The sequence below is a fragment of the Coprobacter fastidiosus genome (assembly GCF_982245605.1).
Map to the genome: position 1 here is coordinate 62437 of NZ_CEVCIF010000004.1, position 20353 is coordinate 82789.

Here is a 20353-nt window from a genome sequence, read left to right on the forward strand (position 1 = left end):
ATTCGATAAATTCAATATCGGAACAATTCAGAATTTCACCTGGATTCTATCCGATTTATTTCACCGAAACGACTTTCTCATTTTACCGGATTTCGGGAAGCGCCGGTTGAGATGCGGCATTCGGAGAGCGTATCCGCAAAATACGTGAAACCGTAGGTGCGATCATTGTAACCCGAACAGGCCGGGCGATATGCTGAGGTTTTATGTCTTTACCAAAGAAAATAAGTGGAGCTGGAATCGCATTCTCCCGAACATATTCACGTGGATTATCCGTATTTTCATATACGATTTCCCAACCGGGCTGAACCTCGAGAAGAAGATCTCCGGATAATTTACGATGATACCCCCGACGAATAGCATCAATCCGGTTATTCCAATTTCCGTGCAACATCTGGAACGATGTCGTCACATCCTGTATCCCTGTCATTTGAACAAGAAATTCAGCAGCTTTGAGCTGAACATCTTTCAAACTCATTTCTTTATCCGAAATCAGTTTCCGATTCAAAAATATCTGACGGTCATGATAACCGAGTACCCATTTCTCCTGTCCGTAAACCGCCATCAAATACATATTGAGTAAAGAGGTAGCCCGCTCAGGATAAAACTCTCCTGCAGGAATTTCATATATCCCCACCTCTTTTGCCTCTCCGTTAAAATATCCGGTAGAGGTCAGGAAAATCACCGTATTCTTCAATCCGACATTCTTGTCGATCATCTCCAACAAACGAGCAATTTCCTGATCAAGGCGCAAATAAGTATCTTGAATTTCAAGACTATACTCCTGAATGCTTTTTCCTTGGTAATTGGCAGCAGAATACCCGATATTCAACATATCGGGATACATTTGTTTCCCCAACTCGCCTTTAGTAAGAAAAGCCTCCACGACCCGGTTTACCTCTTCATTCACCAAACCGCTGGTCTTAAAGTAATCGTATTTCTTATATTTCCCCTTGTCGAATATATGCTTAAACATATAGTCGCTACTCAGATAAGACAAGCCTGTATAATCCGTTGCCGAACGCAATGGCTGCCAGATAATCGTATCTATACGACGGTCGAGTCCCGATTCTATATTATATTGGTCGATATAAGCCGGGATATCTTTGTAATGAGTAGATGAAGCCCATTTCCCGTTGTCATTATCAATCCAGAACACGGCATTTGCAGCATGTCCCCCGCTCAATATCGCCTGTTCGAAAGTCGGTGCGACGGAAAAAACACGAGAGACACCTTCTGTCGCGATTTTCAATTCATCACAAATCGTCGAGGTCAACAAATTCTTAGGAGAAACCGTTTCATTCGTATAATTTCCCATTTTAGCAGGATCATACAAGATAGATTCCACCCTATCCTCCGTAACATTATATAATGTATTGGCCACAATTCCATTATAAGCCGGATACGTTCCCGTATAAATAGATGCCGTTGCAGAAGAACGATCGATATTCGGAAAATCGAATGTAACTTGATCATATAGCAAGCCTTCGTCCATCAGACGCTTGAAGCCCTTGTCCCCGAAGACATGCCGCATCATCTGCAAATAATCGGTACGCAACTGATCTATAGTAATACCGACAACCAACTTAGGCACATCGGCCGGAACCTGAGCCCCCAAAGGTGCGGTCATCAATACTAAAATCAAGGATGCTATAACTTTATTCATTTTTCTATATTTCTTTTTCTGCCATCTTTTCCTTCCTGCGATTCACCCATATATAGGTCACAGACCTAACGGCCAATACCAACACTAAAGGCAAGAATGCAATATTCATCTGTTGAGGCAACCAATACCAACTTGCCAATAAACAGAAAAGCACCGCAAAGTTAATAAAATGATAATAACAGACGACCTTTTTCATAGATTTTACCCAAATGATTGCAGGTAATATCAATAAAAAAGGATTTGCCCAGAATCCCGAATAATTCGGATAGGTAGCCGGATGGGTAGATATAAACATCAAGAAGAACAATAGACAGCCTACCAACCCGTAGATCAAAAACAAAACCGTATCTACAATACGGTAATGACGACGTTTTATAATTTCTACGACAGAAATTATAACTACCACGGACAACAGCAAAGATGCAGCAAATAAAGGAGATATACCGGTCGGTCGAACAGTTGCAGACGTCATATGCATAGGATCTGCGGCGAGCAATAAAACCGGCTCTCCGGACAAATAGCGCACCGAGTCGCCTTTTACGACACGGGCATCTTCAAATGCGTCCATAAGCACATCCGGAAGAAACATCTGTTCTTCATAACTAATCGTCCGGTCGAGAGGCGCTCCCAAAGCCAGATCTATTCCGAAAGTAAGCCACGGATAATTATGCGTACAATCATGAATCATATCACGGAATGTCACTTTTTCGTCCGGATCTTTATACTGTATCTGCCCCGATAAATTTTCCGTTATCACATTACGAGGACGAGTGGCGCAATTATCATACAGAAAGTTATACCGATATATACGATTATCGGGCATATTATTAATAATCAAAGCCTGAAATACACGCTTACTCTCTTCTGCCGTCAGCTCTAAAGGAAGTTCTGAAACTTTACTTCCCCGTACAGCATAGTTATAGACAAAATCCCTGAAATCGGCAAGCCCTATACTATAATCGGTCTCTCCTTTAGTAAAACGATAGATAAAATGCGGGGTATTGAAACTGAATACACCATAATGAAAAACGACATCTACATTTCGTGATACATCTTGCACTCGCAATCCCGTATGCCCGAACAACTCATATACTTGAGATCCCGGAGAACAGGTTATCAAACTGATTTTTAAGGAATCGTTTACGGAAGAATATCCTGTTGCCAGCGAACATAAAAAAAATAAAAATACAAGTATCTTCTTAATATCCATAATCTTAACCCGACAAGTAATACAATACTGTCTTCAACGGGTAAAAATACGACATTTTCACGAGACGACTTCTCCCGTGTTTATTTTTTATATTTTATTAGAACAGAACTTTCATCTGTTTGACAAAAAACGGAAATCAGCACCGGAAGGACTCTGAAATACTCTTAAGTCGAACTCTGGTAGAACCGCCATAATATGATCCAAAACATCCGCCTGCAGTGCTTCGTACAACGGCCATTCTTTTCTTTTTGTGAAAAAATAGATTTCCAAAGGCATTCCTTTATCCGTCGCTTCAAGATAACGGACAAGAATCATCAGATCTCCATTGCACTCGGGCAATGCCCGGATATAACGATCGAGATAGGCCCGGAACAGTCCGATATTGGTCAAACGGCTCTGAGGCGAAAGTTCTTTTTTATAATCGACATATTCGCGAACACCTTCTAAACGACAAAAACGCTCTAACATTTCGGGAGTACAAAATTTCACACTGTTCATGTCGATATGTACCGCACGCTTTATGCGACGCCCTCCCGACTCCTCCATCCCTCTCCAGTTCTGAAAAGAATCGCTCACCAATGCATACGGAGGAACGGTAACGATCGTATTATCGAAATTTCTGATTTTTACAGTATTTAAAGTGACCTCGATCACTCTTCCGTTCGCCCCATGTTTCGGAACGGTAATCCAGTCTCCGGGGCGCAACATATCATTTGCAGACAACTGTATTCCCGAAACGAATCCCATGATCGTATCTTTAAACACCAACATAAGAATTGCGGCAGAAGCCCCTAACCCGGCGAATAAAGATAACGGAGATTTGTCTATGATTACACTGATAATAAATATTGTACCGACAAAAAACAATAAAACCTGCAAAGTCTGAAACAGACCTTTTACAGGCCGGTCTCGCAGTTTTTCCTTCCGGTTGGTCAACTCAAGCAGAATATTAAGAAATGAACTGAAAAAACGCAGAACGACCGCAATGATATAAACAATACAAAGTTTCAGTATCCATGATAAAGCGACCGGTTGCTCGGGAAAAGCCAGAGGTATTAAAAAATAAATCATTACGGCCGGTACGGTCAATGCAAGTTTATTGAGCAATTTCCGGTCAAACAGCATATCGTCCCACTCGGCTTTCGTACTCTTCACAATCCGGTGCACCACACTGTTTATAAAATAGCGGCAGATATAATCGGCAATTACTGCCAACAACAAAATCGCAACGAGTATGATAACCCGGGAAAAAAACAAAGAAAGAGACGGGCTTAACGACGTATTATCAAACCAGCCCGATATCCAATACAATATATTTTCTGTTTCCAACAACATTCCACAATTATTTGCAACGAAACAAAAATAAGAAATTTATCGAAAACAAAAACTGCCGGCCTAATCTTTTATATAACATTCTTCATATCAAAAAAAACGGGAAACCGCATCCTGGCAGTACTCCCGTCTTCACAATGTTATCTAAACATATTTACGCCCGCACATCTGAACGACTTCCAAGACTATTCTGAAAACGACTATTCCGGTAACTTTTCCTATCCTCACGTCTTACGGTTCTCTTCAATTCTTCCTTCTCCGAAAAAACGGGTACAGGTCTTACAACACCTGCATTAAAAGGATGTTCTTTAATCTCGACGATATGTTTGCCGGTCAATTTTTCTATGTCCCTCAGATAGACCTTTTCCTCAGAGTCGCAAAACGAAAATGCAGCGCCACTGCGTCCGGCACGTCCCGTACGGCCGATACGGTGAACATAAGTTTCGGGAATATTCGGTAAATCATAATTTATAACATGAGAAAGATGATCAATATCTATCCCCCGAGCCGCTATATCCGTAGCAATTAAGACCCGGGTAATATGATCCCGAAAATTATTCAAAGCTTTTACCCTCGCATTCTGAGATTTATTTCCATGAATAGCCTCCGCTTTAACTCCCGATCTGCCCAATATTCGGGCAACCTTATCCGCTCCGTGCTTTGTCCGGGTAAAAACCAAAACCGATTCGATATTCTTATCTTGTAAAAGATGAAGCAGCAATTTACTTTTATCAGCCTTCTCTACGCTATAAACATGCTGCTCGATTACATCAACGGTAGATGAAGCAGGCGTCACCTCGATCATCTCCGGATGATTCAATATCTGTCGTGATAATTTTTCGATTTCGGCAGGCATCGTAGCCGAAAAAAACAGAGATTGTCTCTTACGAGGCAACAACAGCAATATTTTCTTTATATCATGGATAAATCCCATATCCAACATACGGTCAGCCTCATCGAGAACAAAGAAGCGTATCGTCTGTAAATCAATAATCTTCTGACTTACCAGATCGAGCAAACGCCCGGGTGTGGCAACCAATATATCGACACCCTTCCGTAAAGCCTCTACTTGAGATTTCTGCGATACGCCACCGAAAATAACGGTATGTTTCAATCGGGTATGACGACTATAAGCGTTTATATTATCTCCGATCTGAGCCGCCAGTTCCCGAGTAGGGGTTAATATCAATGCCCGGACAGACCTCCGTCCGTTTCCTCCGGCTTCCGCTAAGAGATTCTGTATTATGGGAATCGAAAATGCAGCAGTCTTACCTGTTCCAGTCTGCGCACAACCTAATAAATCTTTACCATCTAAAACACAAGGAATTGCTTTTGCCTGAATCGGCGTCGGGGTAATATACCCCTCATCTTGAAGAGCTCTAAGAACAGGCTCTGTCAATTTCAAATTTTCAAATATCATTAAATAATCGTTAGTAATCCCGATGTATTCCGGAATCACATTTCAAATGTACGCCTTTATATCGGACTTTCTATCATCGCCCGACATATAAAATGCTTTATTAACAGTTCGGACATTATTTTATCATAATCGTTTTTCGCGCCAATCGGACTTTTTCAAATACAAGAAAGAGAACAACAGCATAAAAACGGCATATACATGATCCGAAGTCCAACATACCGCAACATCGGCTTTAAGCCCGATAGCGACATACAATACATAAGCGACATATATAGACAATGCCGCAAGATCGAGCATAAATGCCTGACGAGTATTTCCCGTGCCGGAAACAATCGTAAACCAAATCATGGCAGGAACAAAAAACAGATAAGAAGACAACATTACCCACAAAGATGGTACGGCATTCTCTATCAAATCTGTATTATCGGTATAAATACGCAATACCTCCGAAGGGAATAAAGCGATAAGCAACAATATCGGCAAACAACAGAAAAAGCATATTCGGGTAATCCTCATTCCTAAACGGGGAACTGCATTCTGCTCCGACGCTCCCATAAGATTACTCGTCAGCGATCCTGCCGTCGAGGAGAATGCATTGACTACGATAAAAAGTAAAGAAGAAACACTCCTGACTATATTCGTGACCGCAAGAGAACGCTCTCCCAAGTGCTCGACCGAAACAAAAAACAAAAACCATGTGCTCATAGACAAGAAAGTCTGCAACATCGTCCAAATAGAGGTCGAAAGTATCCTCCCCAGCATCTTCGGATGAAATTTGATATTGAAAGAAAAACCGTACTTCTTCCAATCGATCTTAATCCAAGTATATAAAATATAGAATAAAGCAGACACCGCTTCGGCAGTACTGGAGGCTATTGCCGCCCCGGCGATACCCAACTGGGGGAATCCGAATTTACCGAAAATCAACACATAATTCAACACAATATTTGTCAATACCATAACAACGGAATTGATCGTCAGAATACGGGTATAAGTAATTCCGACATAAAACGCCCTGAATAAAACAGCGATAAAAGAAAAGAAAAAACCGTAAATACGCCAGTTCATATAACTGACCGTTGCTTCATATACAAGATCAGATTGTATTATCGAACGTAAAAATATCGGAGAATAGAGCTTCGAAATCACAAACACACCCCCTGCCAACAGCATAAGAAACATCGCCCCTTGCAAAAAAATTCCCCCGATATCGGAATAACGCTTCTCCCCGTTACGACGGGCAATTATAATCTGCACTCCGATACTGAAGCCGAATCCCAACATGAAAATCGCCAAATAATAAACTCCGGCCAATGCAGAAGCTCCCAGCTCTACCTCTCCGACACGTCCCAAATATGCCGTATCGGTAAGTCCGATTAAATGTTCCATCAGCAAACTGATGAGAATGGGATAGGCCATTTGCCAAATTTGTCTGTTGGTAAAACGCATACGCTTATTATTATGCAAAAGATAAAAGATTGATCATTTTTATTCAGACGGCAAAGATAACACATACATCCGTTCTCACTACCCGAAGTATATATAAAAAAGAATTTTAGCCTTTATAATTGCATTATTTCGATTATAATTTATACATTTGAGAATTAATTAATTCTTGTTAGCCCGTATGGAAACTATTAACTTAAACATTGAAAAAGCCCTTGGTAAAGGTGCAAAAGAGCAACTTCTTTCTGCCGCTCCAAAAGCAGAAGATGCTATAAAGACATTACATAAAGGAAACGGAAAAGGAAATGATTTCCTCGGATGGCTGCATCTGCCCTCCTCGATCAGTGAAACAGAATTATCGGATATCGAAGCCGCGGCCAAACAATTGAAAGACCGATGCGAGATTGTTGTTGCAATCGGTATAGGAGGCAGTTATTTAGGAGCAAAAGCCGTGTTGGAAGCGCTGTCGAACACATTCATACAAATGCAAACCAAGCAAAGTGCTCCTTTAGTCTTGTTTGCCGGACAAAATATCGGAGAAGATTATCTGTACGAACTACAACATATTTTGCAAAATCGTCAATTCGGATTAATCAATATTTCAAAATCCGGAACAACAACCGAACCGGCATTAGCTTTCCGGCTGTTGAAAAAACAATTGGAAGATCAAGTCGGCAAAAACGAAGCTAAAAACCGCATCATCGCCATAACCGATGCATCCAAAGGTGCTTTACGAAAATTGGCGGATAAAGAAGGATATAAGACATTCATAATTCCGGATAATGTAGGCGGACGTTTTTCGGTACTCACTCCGGTAGGGCTGTTACCTATCGCCGTAGCCGGATATGATATTCGCCAATTGGTAAAAGGCGCAGTTGCAATGGAAAATAAATGCGGGGAAAATGTACCGTTTACAGAAAATCCGGCAGCCGTTTATGCCGCAACCCGCAACATATTATACAAAGCCGGGAAAAAAATAGAAATACTCGTCAACTTCAATCCCAAGCTGCACTTCTTTGCAGAATGGTGGAAACAGCTATACGGAGAAAGCGAAGGTAAAGATCATTTGGGGATTTACCCGGCATCGGTAGATTTTACCACCGATCTGCACTCTATGGGGCAATGGATACAAGACGGAGAACGCACGATTTTCGAAACGGTTCTTTCCGTAAAAAAGATGAAATATAAAGTCGAAATTCCTGCCGATGAGGAAAACTTAGACGGACTGAACTTTCTTGCCGGCAAACGAGTAGACGAAGTGAACAAAATGGCCGAACTCGGAACTCAAATCGCCCATGTCGATGGAGGTGTCCCCAATTTGAAAATAGAAATTCCGGAGATCACCGAATATTACTTGGGACAACTGATTTACTTCTTTGAAAAAGCCTGCGGCATCAGCGGTTATATATTGGGAGTAAATCCCTTTGACCAACCCGGAGTAGAAGCATATAAGAAAAACATGTTCGCTCTACTCGGAAAACCGGGATATGAAGCAGAAACAAAAGCCATAAAAGCAAAACTCTGATTTATAAATCCATTGCCCGAACAAGAAAAAGTTCTAAGAACCTATCTTGTTCGGGATGAAATAAAAATACTGTTCCGAATTTTGAATAGAAAGATTTGGAAATACAAAAAATAAGCATTAATTTTGCACCCTCATTCCGTGCTGGGTATAAATAAGCGGTGATAAAAATCACCCACCCACTGGAGGTAACCTGAATAATAAATTATATCAGATGTACGCAATTGTTGACATTCAAGGACAACAATTTAAGGCCGAAGCAGGCAAAAAATTGTATGTTCATCGTCTCGCAGCCGAACAAGGCGCTTCTGTCGAATTTGACAAAGTATTGTTACTCGACAACGACGGAACGGTAAAAGTTGGCGCTCCTACCGTAGAGGGCGCAAAAGTTGTATGCGAAGTACTTTCTCACCTGAAAGGAGAACGCATAATCGTTTTCAAGAAAAAAAGAAGAAAAGGATATCGCAAACGCAACGGACACCGTCAATGCTTTACACAAGTGTTAATTAAAGAAATTGTTGCTTAACTTATTAAATTCTAAGAAAAATGGCTCACAAGAAAGGTGTCGGTAGTTCGAAGAACGGTCGTGAATCGGAAAGTAAGCGACTGGGTATTAAAGTATTTGGCGGACAGTTTGCAAAAGCAGGAAACATTATCGTACGCCAAAGAGGTACAGTTCACCATCCGGGTGAAAACGTAGGTATGGGTAAAGACCACACATTGTTCGCATTAGTGGACGGTATGGTAGTATTCCGCAGAAAAAAAGATAATCGTTCTTACATTTCTGTAGAACCCAAAAACTAATCAGTTCGATTTGTACGAGGCTATTATACCTCGATTACAATAAGAGACTTACATGACACGCATGCGAAAATCGCATGCGTGTCGCTTTTAATACAAACATCAACGATGGAGAAAAAATACAAAATATTGTTTGTCTGTCTCGGCAACATTTGCAGATCCCCGGCTGCCGAAGGAATATTGCAGAAGCTATTGCAAAAAGCAAAACTGTCCGAGAATATCGAAGTAGATTCTGCAGGAACGTACGGAGGTCATGCCGGAGAACTGCCGGACAGCCGAATGCGTGCCCATGCCGCCCGCCGAGGATATAAGCTGACTCACCGATCAAGACAAATAAAATGGGATGATTTTGAAAAATTCGATTTAATTCTCGGCATGGACGATACAAATATCAGCAATCTACAACGATTAGCCCCCGATCCGGAATCGCTTGCAAAAATACGGAGAACTACCGATTTTTGCAGAAAATTACCATACGATCATATCCCCGACCCCTACTATTCGGGAAGCGACGGGTTTGAACTCGTACTGGACATTTTGGAAGATGCTTGTAACGGACTGATAGAAGAACTGAAAAACCGTAAATAATATCATCTGGCAGTACTAAAATTCAGAAGTTCTTTCTCCTGCTATACAAAATAGCAGAGATCTGCAAACAGCCTCTAAAAAAGGTAAAAATATACAGTCTTTACATTGAAATTTATCTGTCAAAGAGAGATTTTTACCTATCTTTGTTGAGATAGCAAAATCCAATCAGGCAATGAAAAATAGACTCATTATATTTCTCCTTTCTTTATTTCTGTTCATTCCGTCCATAAAAGCGGAAGACAAAGATTTCAAAATTCCGAATTTAAAAGAAATACATAAAAACATCCGTAACTACAATTCCCACCTCTATTACCCTTATTTGATAAAACGCTTTCTGAACAACGACACGACATTTACACTGAAAGAGTTAAGACATCTATATTTAGGATACAGTTTTCAAGAGGGTTATAATCCTTATCGAGTAAACAAACACCCTGAAGAGATCATGAAATTATACTCTCAACCGACACACACAGCAGCAGAATGCGACACAATCATCGATTACGCAATCCGGTTGTTGGATAATTTTCCGTTCGACCTAAGACAGATGCATCTATTGGCGTATGCATACAAGACTAAAGGTGATAAGGAAAAAGCCCAAATATGGACTACAAAAATGCGACAACTTCTCGAAGCTATCCGTTCTACCGGAGATGGGAAATCTCCGGAAACAGCATGGTATGTAATCAATTCGACGCATGAATATGACATTATCAACAGCATCGGATATAAAGCTGACAAATATGTCTTTGTTGAACCTAACTACGACTTTATCGAAGTAAGCGAAAATCCTGATAAAACAGAAGGATTCTATTTCAACGTAAGCCGTATGTTGAAAGAATATGAACGAAAATACAAAGAGAATTAAACACCTGTCTAAAATTCAAACAGTAATATTTTTAATTTAATAGTATTCCAGCAACTATCCTTGAATCAAAAATTTAATGACGCCAACTCTTTTTGCTAATGTTCAATAATTTTATTATTCTGAATTTCTTTGTTTCTTAATTCCTCAAGTGTTTTTTGAAACTACAATGGCTTCTTCTTCAGTAGCCATACCTAATGTAAAAAACGTTAGGAATTTGCACCGCACCAAAATTTTTATCCTTAAACAATTTGTTATATATCAATGTATTTAACAAAATTCCTCCATTCTAAAAAAATTTGCAGTTTACGTACTCACCAACGGATTTAATTACATTAGAAATAATAATTTTTCACTTCCATCAGATCCATAAATGAAGTTTATCTTCCTCATCTATCCCATAAACATTATCTTAGTCTCACTTGAAAATTAAGTTTGAAAGAAAGAGTGCCGTCATTTTCTTTTATTATCGAAGCATATTCATGACGAGTGGTGCTTGAGCGCTCCAGATAGGCATTTAAGAAAAGAAAATCTTCAAATCGATTACGGTCGTAAAAATGGTAGCAAAGGATTTCACCATCTTTCTTTACAACTAAATATCCACCATTTGCATCAAACTTTCCATCCCAAGCGGTAGCAGGCATCATACCTAATGCAGCCGAAGTCAGTAGGTGTTTGATTTTATACGCATAAAAAGGAGAAGACTGTTTCGTATCATATCCTAAAGGATTTGTTTTAGTAATCACATCTGCCAATTCTTTTAATGTAGAAACACCACTATCTAATTGTTCCAAAAGCAAATGGGCGATTATAGCAGGTAAATCTCCATCAAGCATAATAAGGTTGTTACGGAATGTAAAATTATCCACCTTGTCAAAAACCAATCTACCACCTTTATTCTTAATAGCATTAACCCTGTCGATAACTTTATTTCGTTTAGAGTCTAATGAATTAATTCTGTTAATATCGTCAGTAGAAAGAGATACACCTTCGATTTTGAAATTAAAATTAGTTGCTTTACTTGCATTCAATAAAGTTGAATCTCCTCCGAGTTGGGATTTTATACTGAAACCCATTTCTGAGTTCATGTTGGTTCTACGGTCATGCAGAATAATTCTTATATCAGTTTTATCTGCCGATTTTGCTTTCAAAGAATGACAATGGATGCGACTCATGAAAATCTCAATTTGCGGAATGGCAAATGACCCGTCATTTTCATTAATAGCCTTTAATAAATCCTCCGCTTCCACCAAAAATACGGATGCTTGAATTCTCAATAACTCTTCTCCTTCTGGGGTTTGAATCACAACATCTTTATCTTGTAGCTTATAGTTGAAGTTACCATCTTTTTCTTGACGAAGAATCATTATAATTGGATAAAACAAACTCTGAATCTTATTCAAGTTCTGGTCTCCTGCATAAACCTTACCTTCGCCCAATAATTTTAGCAAGGTGTATATTTCACTCCATTCTCCTTTATTTCCTGTTAGTGCCATATTTCTTGGATTTAGAGAGGTTAATTCTTTTGATTATTTCCTGTGCAGTTGCTTGAATAGCAGGTACTGCAACAGAATTTCCGAATTGCTTGTAAGCAGACGCATCTGCCACCCCGATTATAAAATTATCAGGAAAACCTTGTAAACGCGCCCATTCTCGCGGTGTCATTCTTCGTAATCCTTCACGATTTATCTCACCTTTAATGTTGGTAACAGGGGTGAAATCCTTAAGGCGATTATCAATTACAAGATTACGTTCTCGTCCCATCCCCCCGACAACAATAGCGTTTGCAACACCGTCATCTGGTATTATTTCATATCCGAAGCCATTACCTTTCGCAGCATGTCTTTCTTTATGAGCCACAAGAGTCTTCACATATTGAGTCGATAAATAATATTTTGCAGAAACAGTGTTTTCTTCTTTTATATCTGCGAATGTTTTAGTTGTGTCTGTTGGTACTGGGTATGTAAATTCGGTTACATTCTGATCTTTCCTGAATCCTACAATATAAACTCTTTCACGATGTTGCGGAACTCCGAAATTCATTGCGTTTACGACTTGAGGTTCCGGAACATAATAATCCAAATCCTCCCTTAAAACTTTTAATATCGTTTGGATTGTTTTCCCTTTATCGTGAATAAGCAGACCTTTGACATTTTCCAAAAAAAATGCCTTGGGACGTTTGCGACGTATTATTTCAGCGACATCGAAAAATAGAGTTCCTCTGGTTTCCTCAAATCCAAGCCGCTTTCCTGCTAAAGAAAACGCCTGACAAGGAAATCCCGCACACAACATATCAAAATCATCGGGGATAAATGATTTAGTGATCTCTTTGGTAATATCACCAAAAGGCACTTCTCCATAATTCAACAGATATGTTTTTTGAGCCTGTACATCCCATTCTGAAGAGAACACACATTTTCCACCAAGATTTTGCATTGCCATTCTGAATCCTCCAATACCAGCAAACAAATCAATGAACGTGAATTTGGGATTGTCTATGGGTAAAAACGGAACTGAAAACAAATCCAAAAACAGCGAATATTGGGTACAAACATCTGAAACACATTTTTCTTCAGCTTGCTTGTTGTAAACATTATATATATCTTCTATCAACCCTTCGGCTTTATATTTATATGGCTTGGCATATTTATACCCTTGATTATGCAAATAATGAGAAACTATTGCCATTTGTTCGTCAAATGGCATAATCGTCCCATCTTCATTCAAAGAATGCGGACCATACATTTGCATTGCAACCTTATTACCACCACATATTTTTGTGATTGCTATTTTTCCAGTTGCTTTAGTATCTGTATTCATATAGTTCAAAATTCTATTTAAGCATTTATCTGGTTCTTTGGTTATTTCTGTTTCCCAAAATCGAAAAACTTTCCAACCTTGTCTGTGTAATTCCGCATTGACTTCCTCGTCACGCTCAATATTTCGTTCAATTTTAGAGTACCAAAACTCACAATTACTTTTATGGTCATTCTTTCTTATTTCCCAATTTCTACCATGCCAAAATTCGCCATCGCAAAATATCGCAATTTTATATCGTTTAATGACAAAATCAGGTTTACCAAACACAGATTTATCATTTTTACGATACCTCACTCCTGCGTTCCAAAGCAATTTACCAAATAGAAGTTCCAGTTTAGTGCCCTTACCCCTATTAGCCGCCATATTCTTATGGCGTTGTTCTTTTGTTAGGTGATCCATTGGCAATGTTTTTATAAAAAGTATATACCAAATCTAGTTTACAAAGGTACTCATTTTAAATCAAATGGAATCCATAGTTAACTGACAATGACAAAAAAAACATCTTAGATTTCTTATTTTTAATATGTTATGTTTTCAAAATCACTCTTAAATAATATATTTCCAATAATATAGACATCGTCACGTTTGCAGGATGATTTGATAAAAGCCAGGACATGGTTTCTTGCTTTTACCATTACCTTATTTACGATGCTGCGGTCTTTACGAAAGTTGACGCAATCCTTATCAAATGCCCTTATCAGTGGCTTCATATTCGCTTTCCATCCCTTGATAAGCATTACATACCATTTCCGCCACCACGTATGCTTCACAGTCGGATATACGCTGATAGTATTTGATGATTTACACCCTGATATTATTATCTAAAGCGTAGTTGATGTTCCTCCCTTACTCCGGCACTCTTGTCTTTAGCTCGATTGCTTTTCGCATCCCAAAGAGCTTTAGAAATAGTTGATCTGGTAACGTAATACTTTATCGAAATAAGCGAAAATCCTGATAAAACAGAAGGATTCTATTTCAATGTAAGCCGTATGTTGAAAGAATATGAACGAAAATACAAAGAGAATTAAACTTCTGTCTAAAATTTGCCCGAATAAAGATTGAGAACAATCCACAAGAGAATGGTCGGTTTCTCTCTTGATAGGAGAACCTGCCGATACCGTCAACATCGTTATTGACCGGCAGAAAACATAAGAATGACCGGATAATATTTTTCTATTTAAAATTCAGATAGGCCTTAAGAAGTTATAATAAGTCTTTCCTTTCAAACAAACAGCACAGCTTTTTTTCAGGAAGAAACACTTTTGTAATAAATTAGACATAATCATACACAGGTTTCGCATAAAGTTTTGTATTTTTGCAAAATCCGTATAATGCACAAAAAGATGTGCAGTGAAAATGGTATGTCCTTTAGAACGATGGATATATGTTACGGCAATGAAACGATAAATTTACGACACATGAACTTACTTGATTTAAGCGAACAAGAAATCATAAGACGAGGGAGTCTTGAAGAAATGCGGAAAATGGGAATAGATCCCTATCCTGCTGCCGAATATAAAGTCAATGCTTACACAACCGAAATAAAATCTTCTTTTAAAGATGAAGATGCTCCCCGGCAAGTATCTGTTGCGGGACGTATCATGAGCCGCCGTATCATGGGAAAAGCATCGTTCATAGAATTAAAAGATTCTACGGGACGTATACAAGTTTACATATCCCGGGATGATCTCTGTCCGGGAGAAGACAAAGAGTTGTATAATACGGTTTTCAAAAAACTTCTGGATATAGGAGACTTTATCGGAATTAAAGGTTTTGTATTCCGCACTCAAATGGGTGAAATAACCGTTCACGCTCAAGAACTTACCGTTTTATCAAAATCTTTACGTCCGTTACCGATCGTCAAAATGAAAGACGGCGTAGCATACGATGCTTTCGAAGATCCTGAACTCCGTTACCGTCAACGGTATGTAGATCTTGTTGTCAATGAAGGGGTAAAAGATATCTTCATCAAACGAAACAAGATATATAATTCTATGCGTGAGTATTTCAATGCGCAAGGATACATGGAGGTAGAAACGCCCATTCTTCAATCGATTCCGGGAGGAGCTTCCGCACGTCCGTTTATAACGCATCATAATGCGCTCGATATACCGTTATATTTGCGTATTGCCGATGAATTATATCTGAAACGTCTTATCGTAGGAGGATTTGAGGGAGTATATGAATTTTCAAAGAACTTCCGTAACGAAGGGATGGACCGTACTCACAATCCGGAATTCACATGCATGGAAATATATGTTTCATACAAAGATTACCAATGGATGATGAATTTCACCGAACAGATGCTCGAAAAAATATGTCTGGATGTAAACGGAACGACCGAAGTCAAAGTAGGTGAAAACATAATCAGTTTTAAAGCTCCTTTTAAACGCGTAACGATGATCGATGCCATCAAGGAATTTACAGGTATCGACATTACCGGAATGAACGAAGATCAACTACGGGAAGTTTGCAAAAAGATAGGTGTCGAGGTGGACGAGACAATGGGTAAGGGAAAACTTATCGATGAAATATTCGGAGAAAAATGTGAAGGGAACTATATTCAACCGACTTTTATCACAGATTATCCTATCGAAATGTCCCCTCTTTGTAAACGTCATCGTAACAATCCTGAATTGACAGAACGTTTCGAGCTCATGGTAAACGGAAAAGAACTGTGTAATGCTTATTCGGAATTAAACGATCCGATAGATCAACGATTCCGTTTTGAAGAGCAATTACGGCTCTCTGAAAAAGGCGATGACGAAGCGATGTTTATCGACAACGACTTTATCCGTGCTCTTGAATACGGAATGCCTCCTACATCCGGCATGGGGATAGGAATGGACCGTCTGGTAATGCTTATGACCGGACAATCGACCATACAAGAAGTATTGTTATTCCCACAAATGCGTCCTGAAAAGACTCAGAAAAAAGATGCAGAAAACAAATACACTGCAATCGGGATACCGTCAGAGTGGGTAGCTCCGATACAAAAAGCCGGATATTTAACCGTTGACGCCTTGACCGAAGCAAACCCGAATAAACTGCATCAGGAAATTTGCGGAATCAATAAAAAATACAAACTTGAATTGACCAATCCTTCAGTAGATGATGTAAAGGCTTGGGTAGAAGCAGCTAAATAAAAAAAGCAAAAAAAAATGAATCTACCGGGAAAAATAGCTATCATAGGGGGAGGTACATGGGCTACGGCCATCGCTAAGCTTATCCTCAACAATACCGATTCTATAAATTGGTATATGCGGAGAAAAGATCGTATCGATGATTTTAAACGTCTGGGGCATAATCCGGCTTACCTGTCGAGTGTCAAATTCGATATAAGTCGTATTCATTTCAGCAATAATCTGAATATGACGATCAGAAATTCGGATATGCTGATTTTCGTTACGCCGTCTCCTTATCTAAAACAACACCTGAAGAAATTAAAGACTCCGCTATATAATAAATTTATTGTTTCTGCGATCAAAGGTATCGTTCCCGACGAAAATATGATCGTCACGGATTATCTGAAAAAGATATACAATGTACCTGCGGAAAATCTGGCTGTAATCGGAGGACCTTGTCATGCCGAAGAAGTTGCCTTAGAAAGGCTGTCCTATTTGACTATCGGATGCGCCAACACAGAACGGGCAAAGATTGTCGCAAACATGTTAAACGGCAATTTCTTGAAAACAAGCATCTCTCAAGATGTCGAAGGAATCGAATACGGTTCGGTACTGAAAAATGTATATGCCATCGCTGCAGGAATTTGTTACGGATTAAAATACGGTGATAATTTTCAGGCAGTATTAATTTCAAATGCCATCCAAGAATTAAATCGTTTTGTCAATGCCGTGAATCCGATAGACAGAAACATCTGTGAATCGGTTTATCTCGGAGACCTGCTTGTAACGGCTTATTCCCGATTCAGCAGAAATCACACATTCGGCACGATGATAGGCAAAGGGTATTCTGTAAAAACAGCACAAATCGAAATGGAAATGGTGGCAGAAGGCTATTACGGCACTAAATGTATTAAAGAAGTAAATGAAAAATACAATGTCGAGATGCCTATACTCGATGCTGTATATAATATCCTTTACAATAAAAAATCATCTTTTACCGAGATACGGCAACTCACCGAAACATTCAGATAAAAATAGAACGGGAAATGAGAAACTAACAAATCTATCATTTCCCGTTTTTTTTGATCCTTTTCCGAACAAAAGAATCAAAAATACACACAAAACAACTTTAATAACAATATCTATCAAAAAACATTCAGAGTCTAAATTTTCCGATAAGATAATCATCATCAAGTCACCGTTGCGTTTTTTTCAGTCTATTACATTGTCGGTATTCTCCTCTCGACATGGAGTACTATTCTTGTGGATTTCTCTAAAACTTAGTCTGTGTAAAATTTAAACCGACACTAAACGATTCAACAAACGGTAAAAAAAAGAACTCTGAAAAATCAGAGTTCCTTTTTCTCAATAAACCGAGAATAATATCTTAATGACAACACCCGCCGCCGCAATCGTTGTGATGCTCGTCACCACAATTGCAACCGCCACCGCAGCCGCCACAAGACGGATGCAATTCTTCAGGTGTAGCCGGGCGCACCGTTACAATTTCACCTACAAAATGCAAATCTTCTCCTGCTAACGGATGATTAAAATCCATAACCACGACATTTTCCTTAACTTCGAGGACAGAACCATTCAGTCGGTTTCCGCTGGCATCCATCATCGGAACTGTATTTCCCGGAAAAATCATCTCCTCATCGAACTTGCCGTCAACGATGAACATATCTTTATTCAATTCAAGGACATGTTCCTCATCTCTCTCTCCGTAAGCATCATTACAAGGTATTACAAATTCAAATTTATCTCCGGCTTTCAGACCTTTCAGTTTTGCCTCGAAAGAAGGTAACATCTGATCAGCACCGAAAACAAAACGAAGAGGAAGCTCTTTAGTTGCCCGTTCCATAAGTTCATTTTCAGCTCCGACAAAAAGATCGTAAGTTGCCTCAACAAACTGTCCGGGTTTAATAATTTCCATAACCTATTTCTTTTATATTATTATTTCGATTCATAAACATATAACTTTGCAAAGTTAGGAAAAGGTTTCTATTTATTCTTTCGTGTTTCTCTTTTTTAGATCACTTTTTCAGATTATTAATAGCACGCTACGTTCTCAAAAGTATTTTTTTGCAAAGAACTGAAATTTACACGTTAAGAAATGCAGAAAAACGGCTGATTATTACCATAATTAAAAAAACATTTGCATCTTTGCAAAGAAATAATTATCTTTCAAATTAAATAAACATTTGGAGGTAGGCCGAGAGGCTCACTCTTTATATTAATTACAATTCAAAAGATTCCCTATGGAAAGAGAAAACAAACCAAGGCGACCTCGTATTGGAGAGAGTAAAAGTGTCGCCGGCCGTGACGGTAGTGTAGAAAGATACGAAAAAGTAGATTATTCTCGAAGAACCGAAAACACGTTCAATCCGGAAAGAAGACCCCGGATCAATAATGGCGAAAGAAATTATAATCGCCTTTCTTACGGAGAAAACGACAAGAAACCTTATAACGGCAACAGGCAATCATCCGGTTATAACCGAACCAACAATTATGGGGATGCGGGAAACCGTTCCTATAACAATGATCGCCCGTACAATAAACCGTATAATAACAGGCCTTATAATAACGACCGTCCCCGTTACAACAGTGAAAACAACGACCGCCCCTATCGTCCGGCAAATCGTCCGGCATACGGGAACAATTCCAATAACGGGAACAGGCCTTATAATAACCGTAACAACGGCTCATACAATAATAACAGAAACGGTAACAGACCATATAATAACAACAGACCGCAACGTCGAGACGACTATTCTCAACAACGCAAACGGATCATCTATGAAGAAATAAACGTAGATCCGAACGAACCTATACGTTTAAATAAATATATGGCCAATGCCGGAGTATGTTCTCGTCGTGAAGCTGATGAATTCATACAGCAAGGTCTCGTAAAAGTAAACGGAGTCGTCATGAACGAACTCGGGACTAAAATTACCCGTAGCGACGTCGTTACTTTCCAAGATAAAGTTGTGACTTTGGAACATAAAATATATGTCTTACTGAATAAACCGAAAGATTGCGTGACGACATCAGACGATCCTCAAGGCCGTCTGACCGTAATGGATATTGTCCGAAACGCATGTACAGAACGTATCTATCCGGTAGGTAGATTAGACCGGAATACCACAGGAGTCCTATTATTGACAAATGACGGAGATTTGGCATCAAAACTGACTCACCCGAAATTTATCAAGAAAAAAATCTATCACGTGTGGACAGATAAAGATGTTTCGGAAGAAGACATGCAACGGATTGCAGATGGCATTGAATTAGAAGACGGACCTATTCACGCCGATGCTGTCAGCTATGCAACCGATACGGATAAGAATCAGGTCGGAATCGAAATTCACTCCGGACGAAACCGTATCGTCCGCCGTATTTTCGAAGCTTTAGGATACCGAGTGACAAAACTCGACCGGGTTTATTTCGCCGGACTGACTAAGAAAAACTTACCCAGAGGACGCTGGCGTTATCTTACTCAACAAGAAGTCACCATGCTTCAAATGGGTTCGTTCGAATAAAACGAATATAAAATCAAAA

Annotated in this window: 17 protein-coding genes; 8 read left to right on the plus strand and 9 right to left on the minus strand. The window is 39.3% G+C overall.

The annotated features are described in order from the left end of the window. Nucleotides 1-82: 82 nt before the first annotated feature. The 5 genes from AC0UMU_RS01965 to AC0UMU_RS01985 all read right to left on the minus strand — a co-directional run bounded on the left by AC0UMU_RS01965 (nucleotide 83) and on the right by AC0UMU_RS01985 (nucleotide 7074). Nucleotides 83-1663, minus strand: a complete 1581-nt coding sequence (locus AC0UMU_RS01965) for an alkaline phosphatase family protein (RefSeq protein WP_288640516.1) — start codon at nucleotides 1661-1663, stop codon at nucleotides 83-85. A gap of 4 nt (nucleotides 1664-1667) precedes the next feature. After that, entirely contained in the window at nucleotides 1668-2873 is a 1206-nt protein-coding gene (locus AC0UMU_RS01970; RefSeq protein WP_270737497.1) for a lipoprotein N-acyltransferase Lnb domain-containing protein, read from the minus strand. Nucleotides 2874-2984: 111 nt separating this feature from the next. Further along, nucleotides 2985-4208: a mechanosensitive ion channel family protein gene (locus AC0UMU_RS01975; RefSeq protein ID WP_288640513.1), complete on the minus strand. Its 1224-nt coding sequence runs from the start codon at nucleotides 4206-4208 to the stop codon at nucleotides 2985-2987. 151 nt (nucleotides 4209-4359) lie between these two features. Next, the gene (locus AC0UMU_RS01980; RefSeq protein WP_270737492.1) at nucleotides 4360-5625 is read right to left on the minus strand and encodes a DEAD/DEAH box helicase; all 1266 of its coding nucleotides are present in this window, start codon (nucleotides 5623-5625) and stop codon (nucleotides 4360-4362) included. 123 nt (nucleotides 5626-5748) lie between these two features. Then, complete coding sequence (locus AC0UMU_RS01985) at nucleotides 5749-7074, minus strand: MATE family efflux transporter (protein ID WP_270737488.1); 1326 nt, start codon at nucleotides 7072-7074, stop codon at nucleotides 5749-5751. Between the two features lie 178 nt (nucleotides 7075-7252). On the opposite strand from AC0UMU_RS01985, the gene AC0UMU_RS01990 reads away from it, so the two are divergent. The 5 genes from AC0UMU_RS01990 to AC0UMU_RS02010 all read left to right on the plus strand — a co-directional run bounded on the left by AC0UMU_RS01990 (nucleotide 7253) and on the right by AC0UMU_RS02010 (nucleotide 10850). Further along, on the plus strand, nucleotides 7253-8596 hold the full coding sequence (locus AC0UMU_RS01990; protein WP_009319058.1) for a glucose-6-phosphate isomerase: 1344 nt from the start codon (nucleotides 7253-7255) through the stop codon (nucleotides 8594-8596). A 211-nt stretch (nucleotides 8597-8807) separates the two neighbouring features. Continuing rightward, nucleotides 8808-9119, plus strand: a complete 312-nt coding sequence (rplU, locus tag AC0UMU_RS01995; RefSeq protein ID WP_009319059.1) for a 50S ribosomal protein L21 — start codon at nucleotides 8808-8810, stop codon at nucleotides 9117-9119. 20 nt (nucleotides 9120-9139) lie between these two features. Then, nucleotides 9140-9397 carry a 50S ribosomal protein L27 gene (gene rpmA / locus AC0UMU_RS02000; RefSeq protein ID WP_009319060.1) on the plus strand — a complete coding sequence of 86 codons (258 nt, stop codon included), beginning with the start codon at nucleotides 9140-9142 and terminating at the stop codon, nucleotides 9395-9397. Nucleotides 9398-9502: 105 nt separating this feature from the next. Further along, the gene (locus tag AC0UMU_RS02005; protein ID WP_009319061.1) at nucleotides 9503-9982 is read left to right on the plus strand and encodes a low molecular weight protein-tyrosine-phosphatase; all 480 of its coding nucleotides are present in this window, start codon (nucleotides 9503-9505) and stop codon (nucleotides 9980-9982) included. A gap of 172 nt (nucleotides 9983-10154) precedes the next feature. After that, nucleotides 10155-10850 carry a DUF4919 domain-containing protein gene (locus tag AC0UMU_RS02010; protein WP_009319062.1) on the plus strand — a complete coding sequence of 232 codons (696 nt, stop codon included), beginning with the start codon at nucleotides 10155-10157 and terminating at the stop codon, nucleotides 10848-10850. Nucleotides 10851-11254: 404 nt separating this feature from the next. Here the strand turns inward: AC0UMU_RS02010 and AC0UMU_RS02015 are convergent, their stop codons facing one another. The 3 genes from AC0UMU_RS02015 to AC0UMU_RS02025 form a co-directional block, all read right to left on the minus strand. Next, nucleotides 11255-12343, minus strand: a complete 1089-nt coding sequence (locus AC0UMU_RS02015) for an HpaII family restriction endonuclease (RefSeq protein WP_195596683.1) — start codon at nucleotides 12341-12343, stop codon at nucleotides 11255-11257. After that, nucleotides 12324-14066: a DNA mismatch endonuclease Vsr gene (vsr, locus tag AC0UMU_RS02020; RefSeq protein ID WP_195596685.1), complete on the minus strand. Its 1743-nt coding sequence runs from the start codon at nucleotides 14064-14066 to the stop codon at nucleotides 12324-12326. The genes AC0UMU_RS02015 and vsr overlap by 20 nt, the downstream gene beginning before the upstream one ends. Before the next feature lie 119 nt (nucleotides 14067-14185). Beyond that, nucleotides 14186-14437: a hypothetical protein gene (locus tag AC0UMU_RS02025; protein ID WP_195596687.1), complete on the minus strand. Its 252-nt coding sequence runs from the start codon at nucleotides 14435-14437 to the stop codon at nucleotides 14186-14188. Nucleotides 14438-15085: 648 nt separating this feature from the next. On the opposite strand from AC0UMU_RS02025, the gene lysS reads away from it, so the two are divergent. Continuing rightward, nucleotides 15086-16813 carry a lysine--tRNA ligase gene (gene lysS / locus AC0UMU_RS02030; protein ID WP_039928646.1) on the plus strand — a complete coding sequence of 576 codons (1728 nt, stop codon included), beginning with the start codon at nucleotides 15086-15088 and terminating at the stop codon, nucleotides 16811-16813. A 15-nt stretch (nucleotides 16814-16828) separates the two neighbouring features. Beyond that, nucleotides 16829-17824, plus strand: coding sequence for an NAD(P)H-dependent glycerol-3-phosphate dehydrogenase (locus AC0UMU_RS02035; protein WP_022391065.1), 996 nt, complete (start codon nucleotides 16829-16831; stop codon nucleotides 17822-17824). Nucleotides 17825-18179: 355 nt separating this feature from the next. On the opposite strand, the gene AC0UMU_RS02040 is transcribed toward AC0UMU_RS02035, so the two are convergent. After that, nucleotides 18180-18728, minus strand: a complete 549-nt coding sequence (locus AC0UMU_RS02040) for an FKBP-type peptidyl-prolyl cis-trans isomerase (RefSeq protein WP_009319066.1) — start codon at nucleotides 18726-18728, stop codon at nucleotides 18180-18182. A gap of 325 nt (nucleotides 18729-19053) precedes the next feature. On the opposite strand from AC0UMU_RS02040, the gene AC0UMU_RS02045 reads away from it, so the two are divergent. Beyond that, a complete protein-coding gene (locus AC0UMU_RS02045) occupies nucleotides 19054-20334 on the plus strand; it encodes a pseudouridine synthase (RefSeq protein WP_122304567.1) in 1281 nt (426 codons plus the stop codon). Nucleotides 20335-20353: the final 19 nt, after the last annotated feature.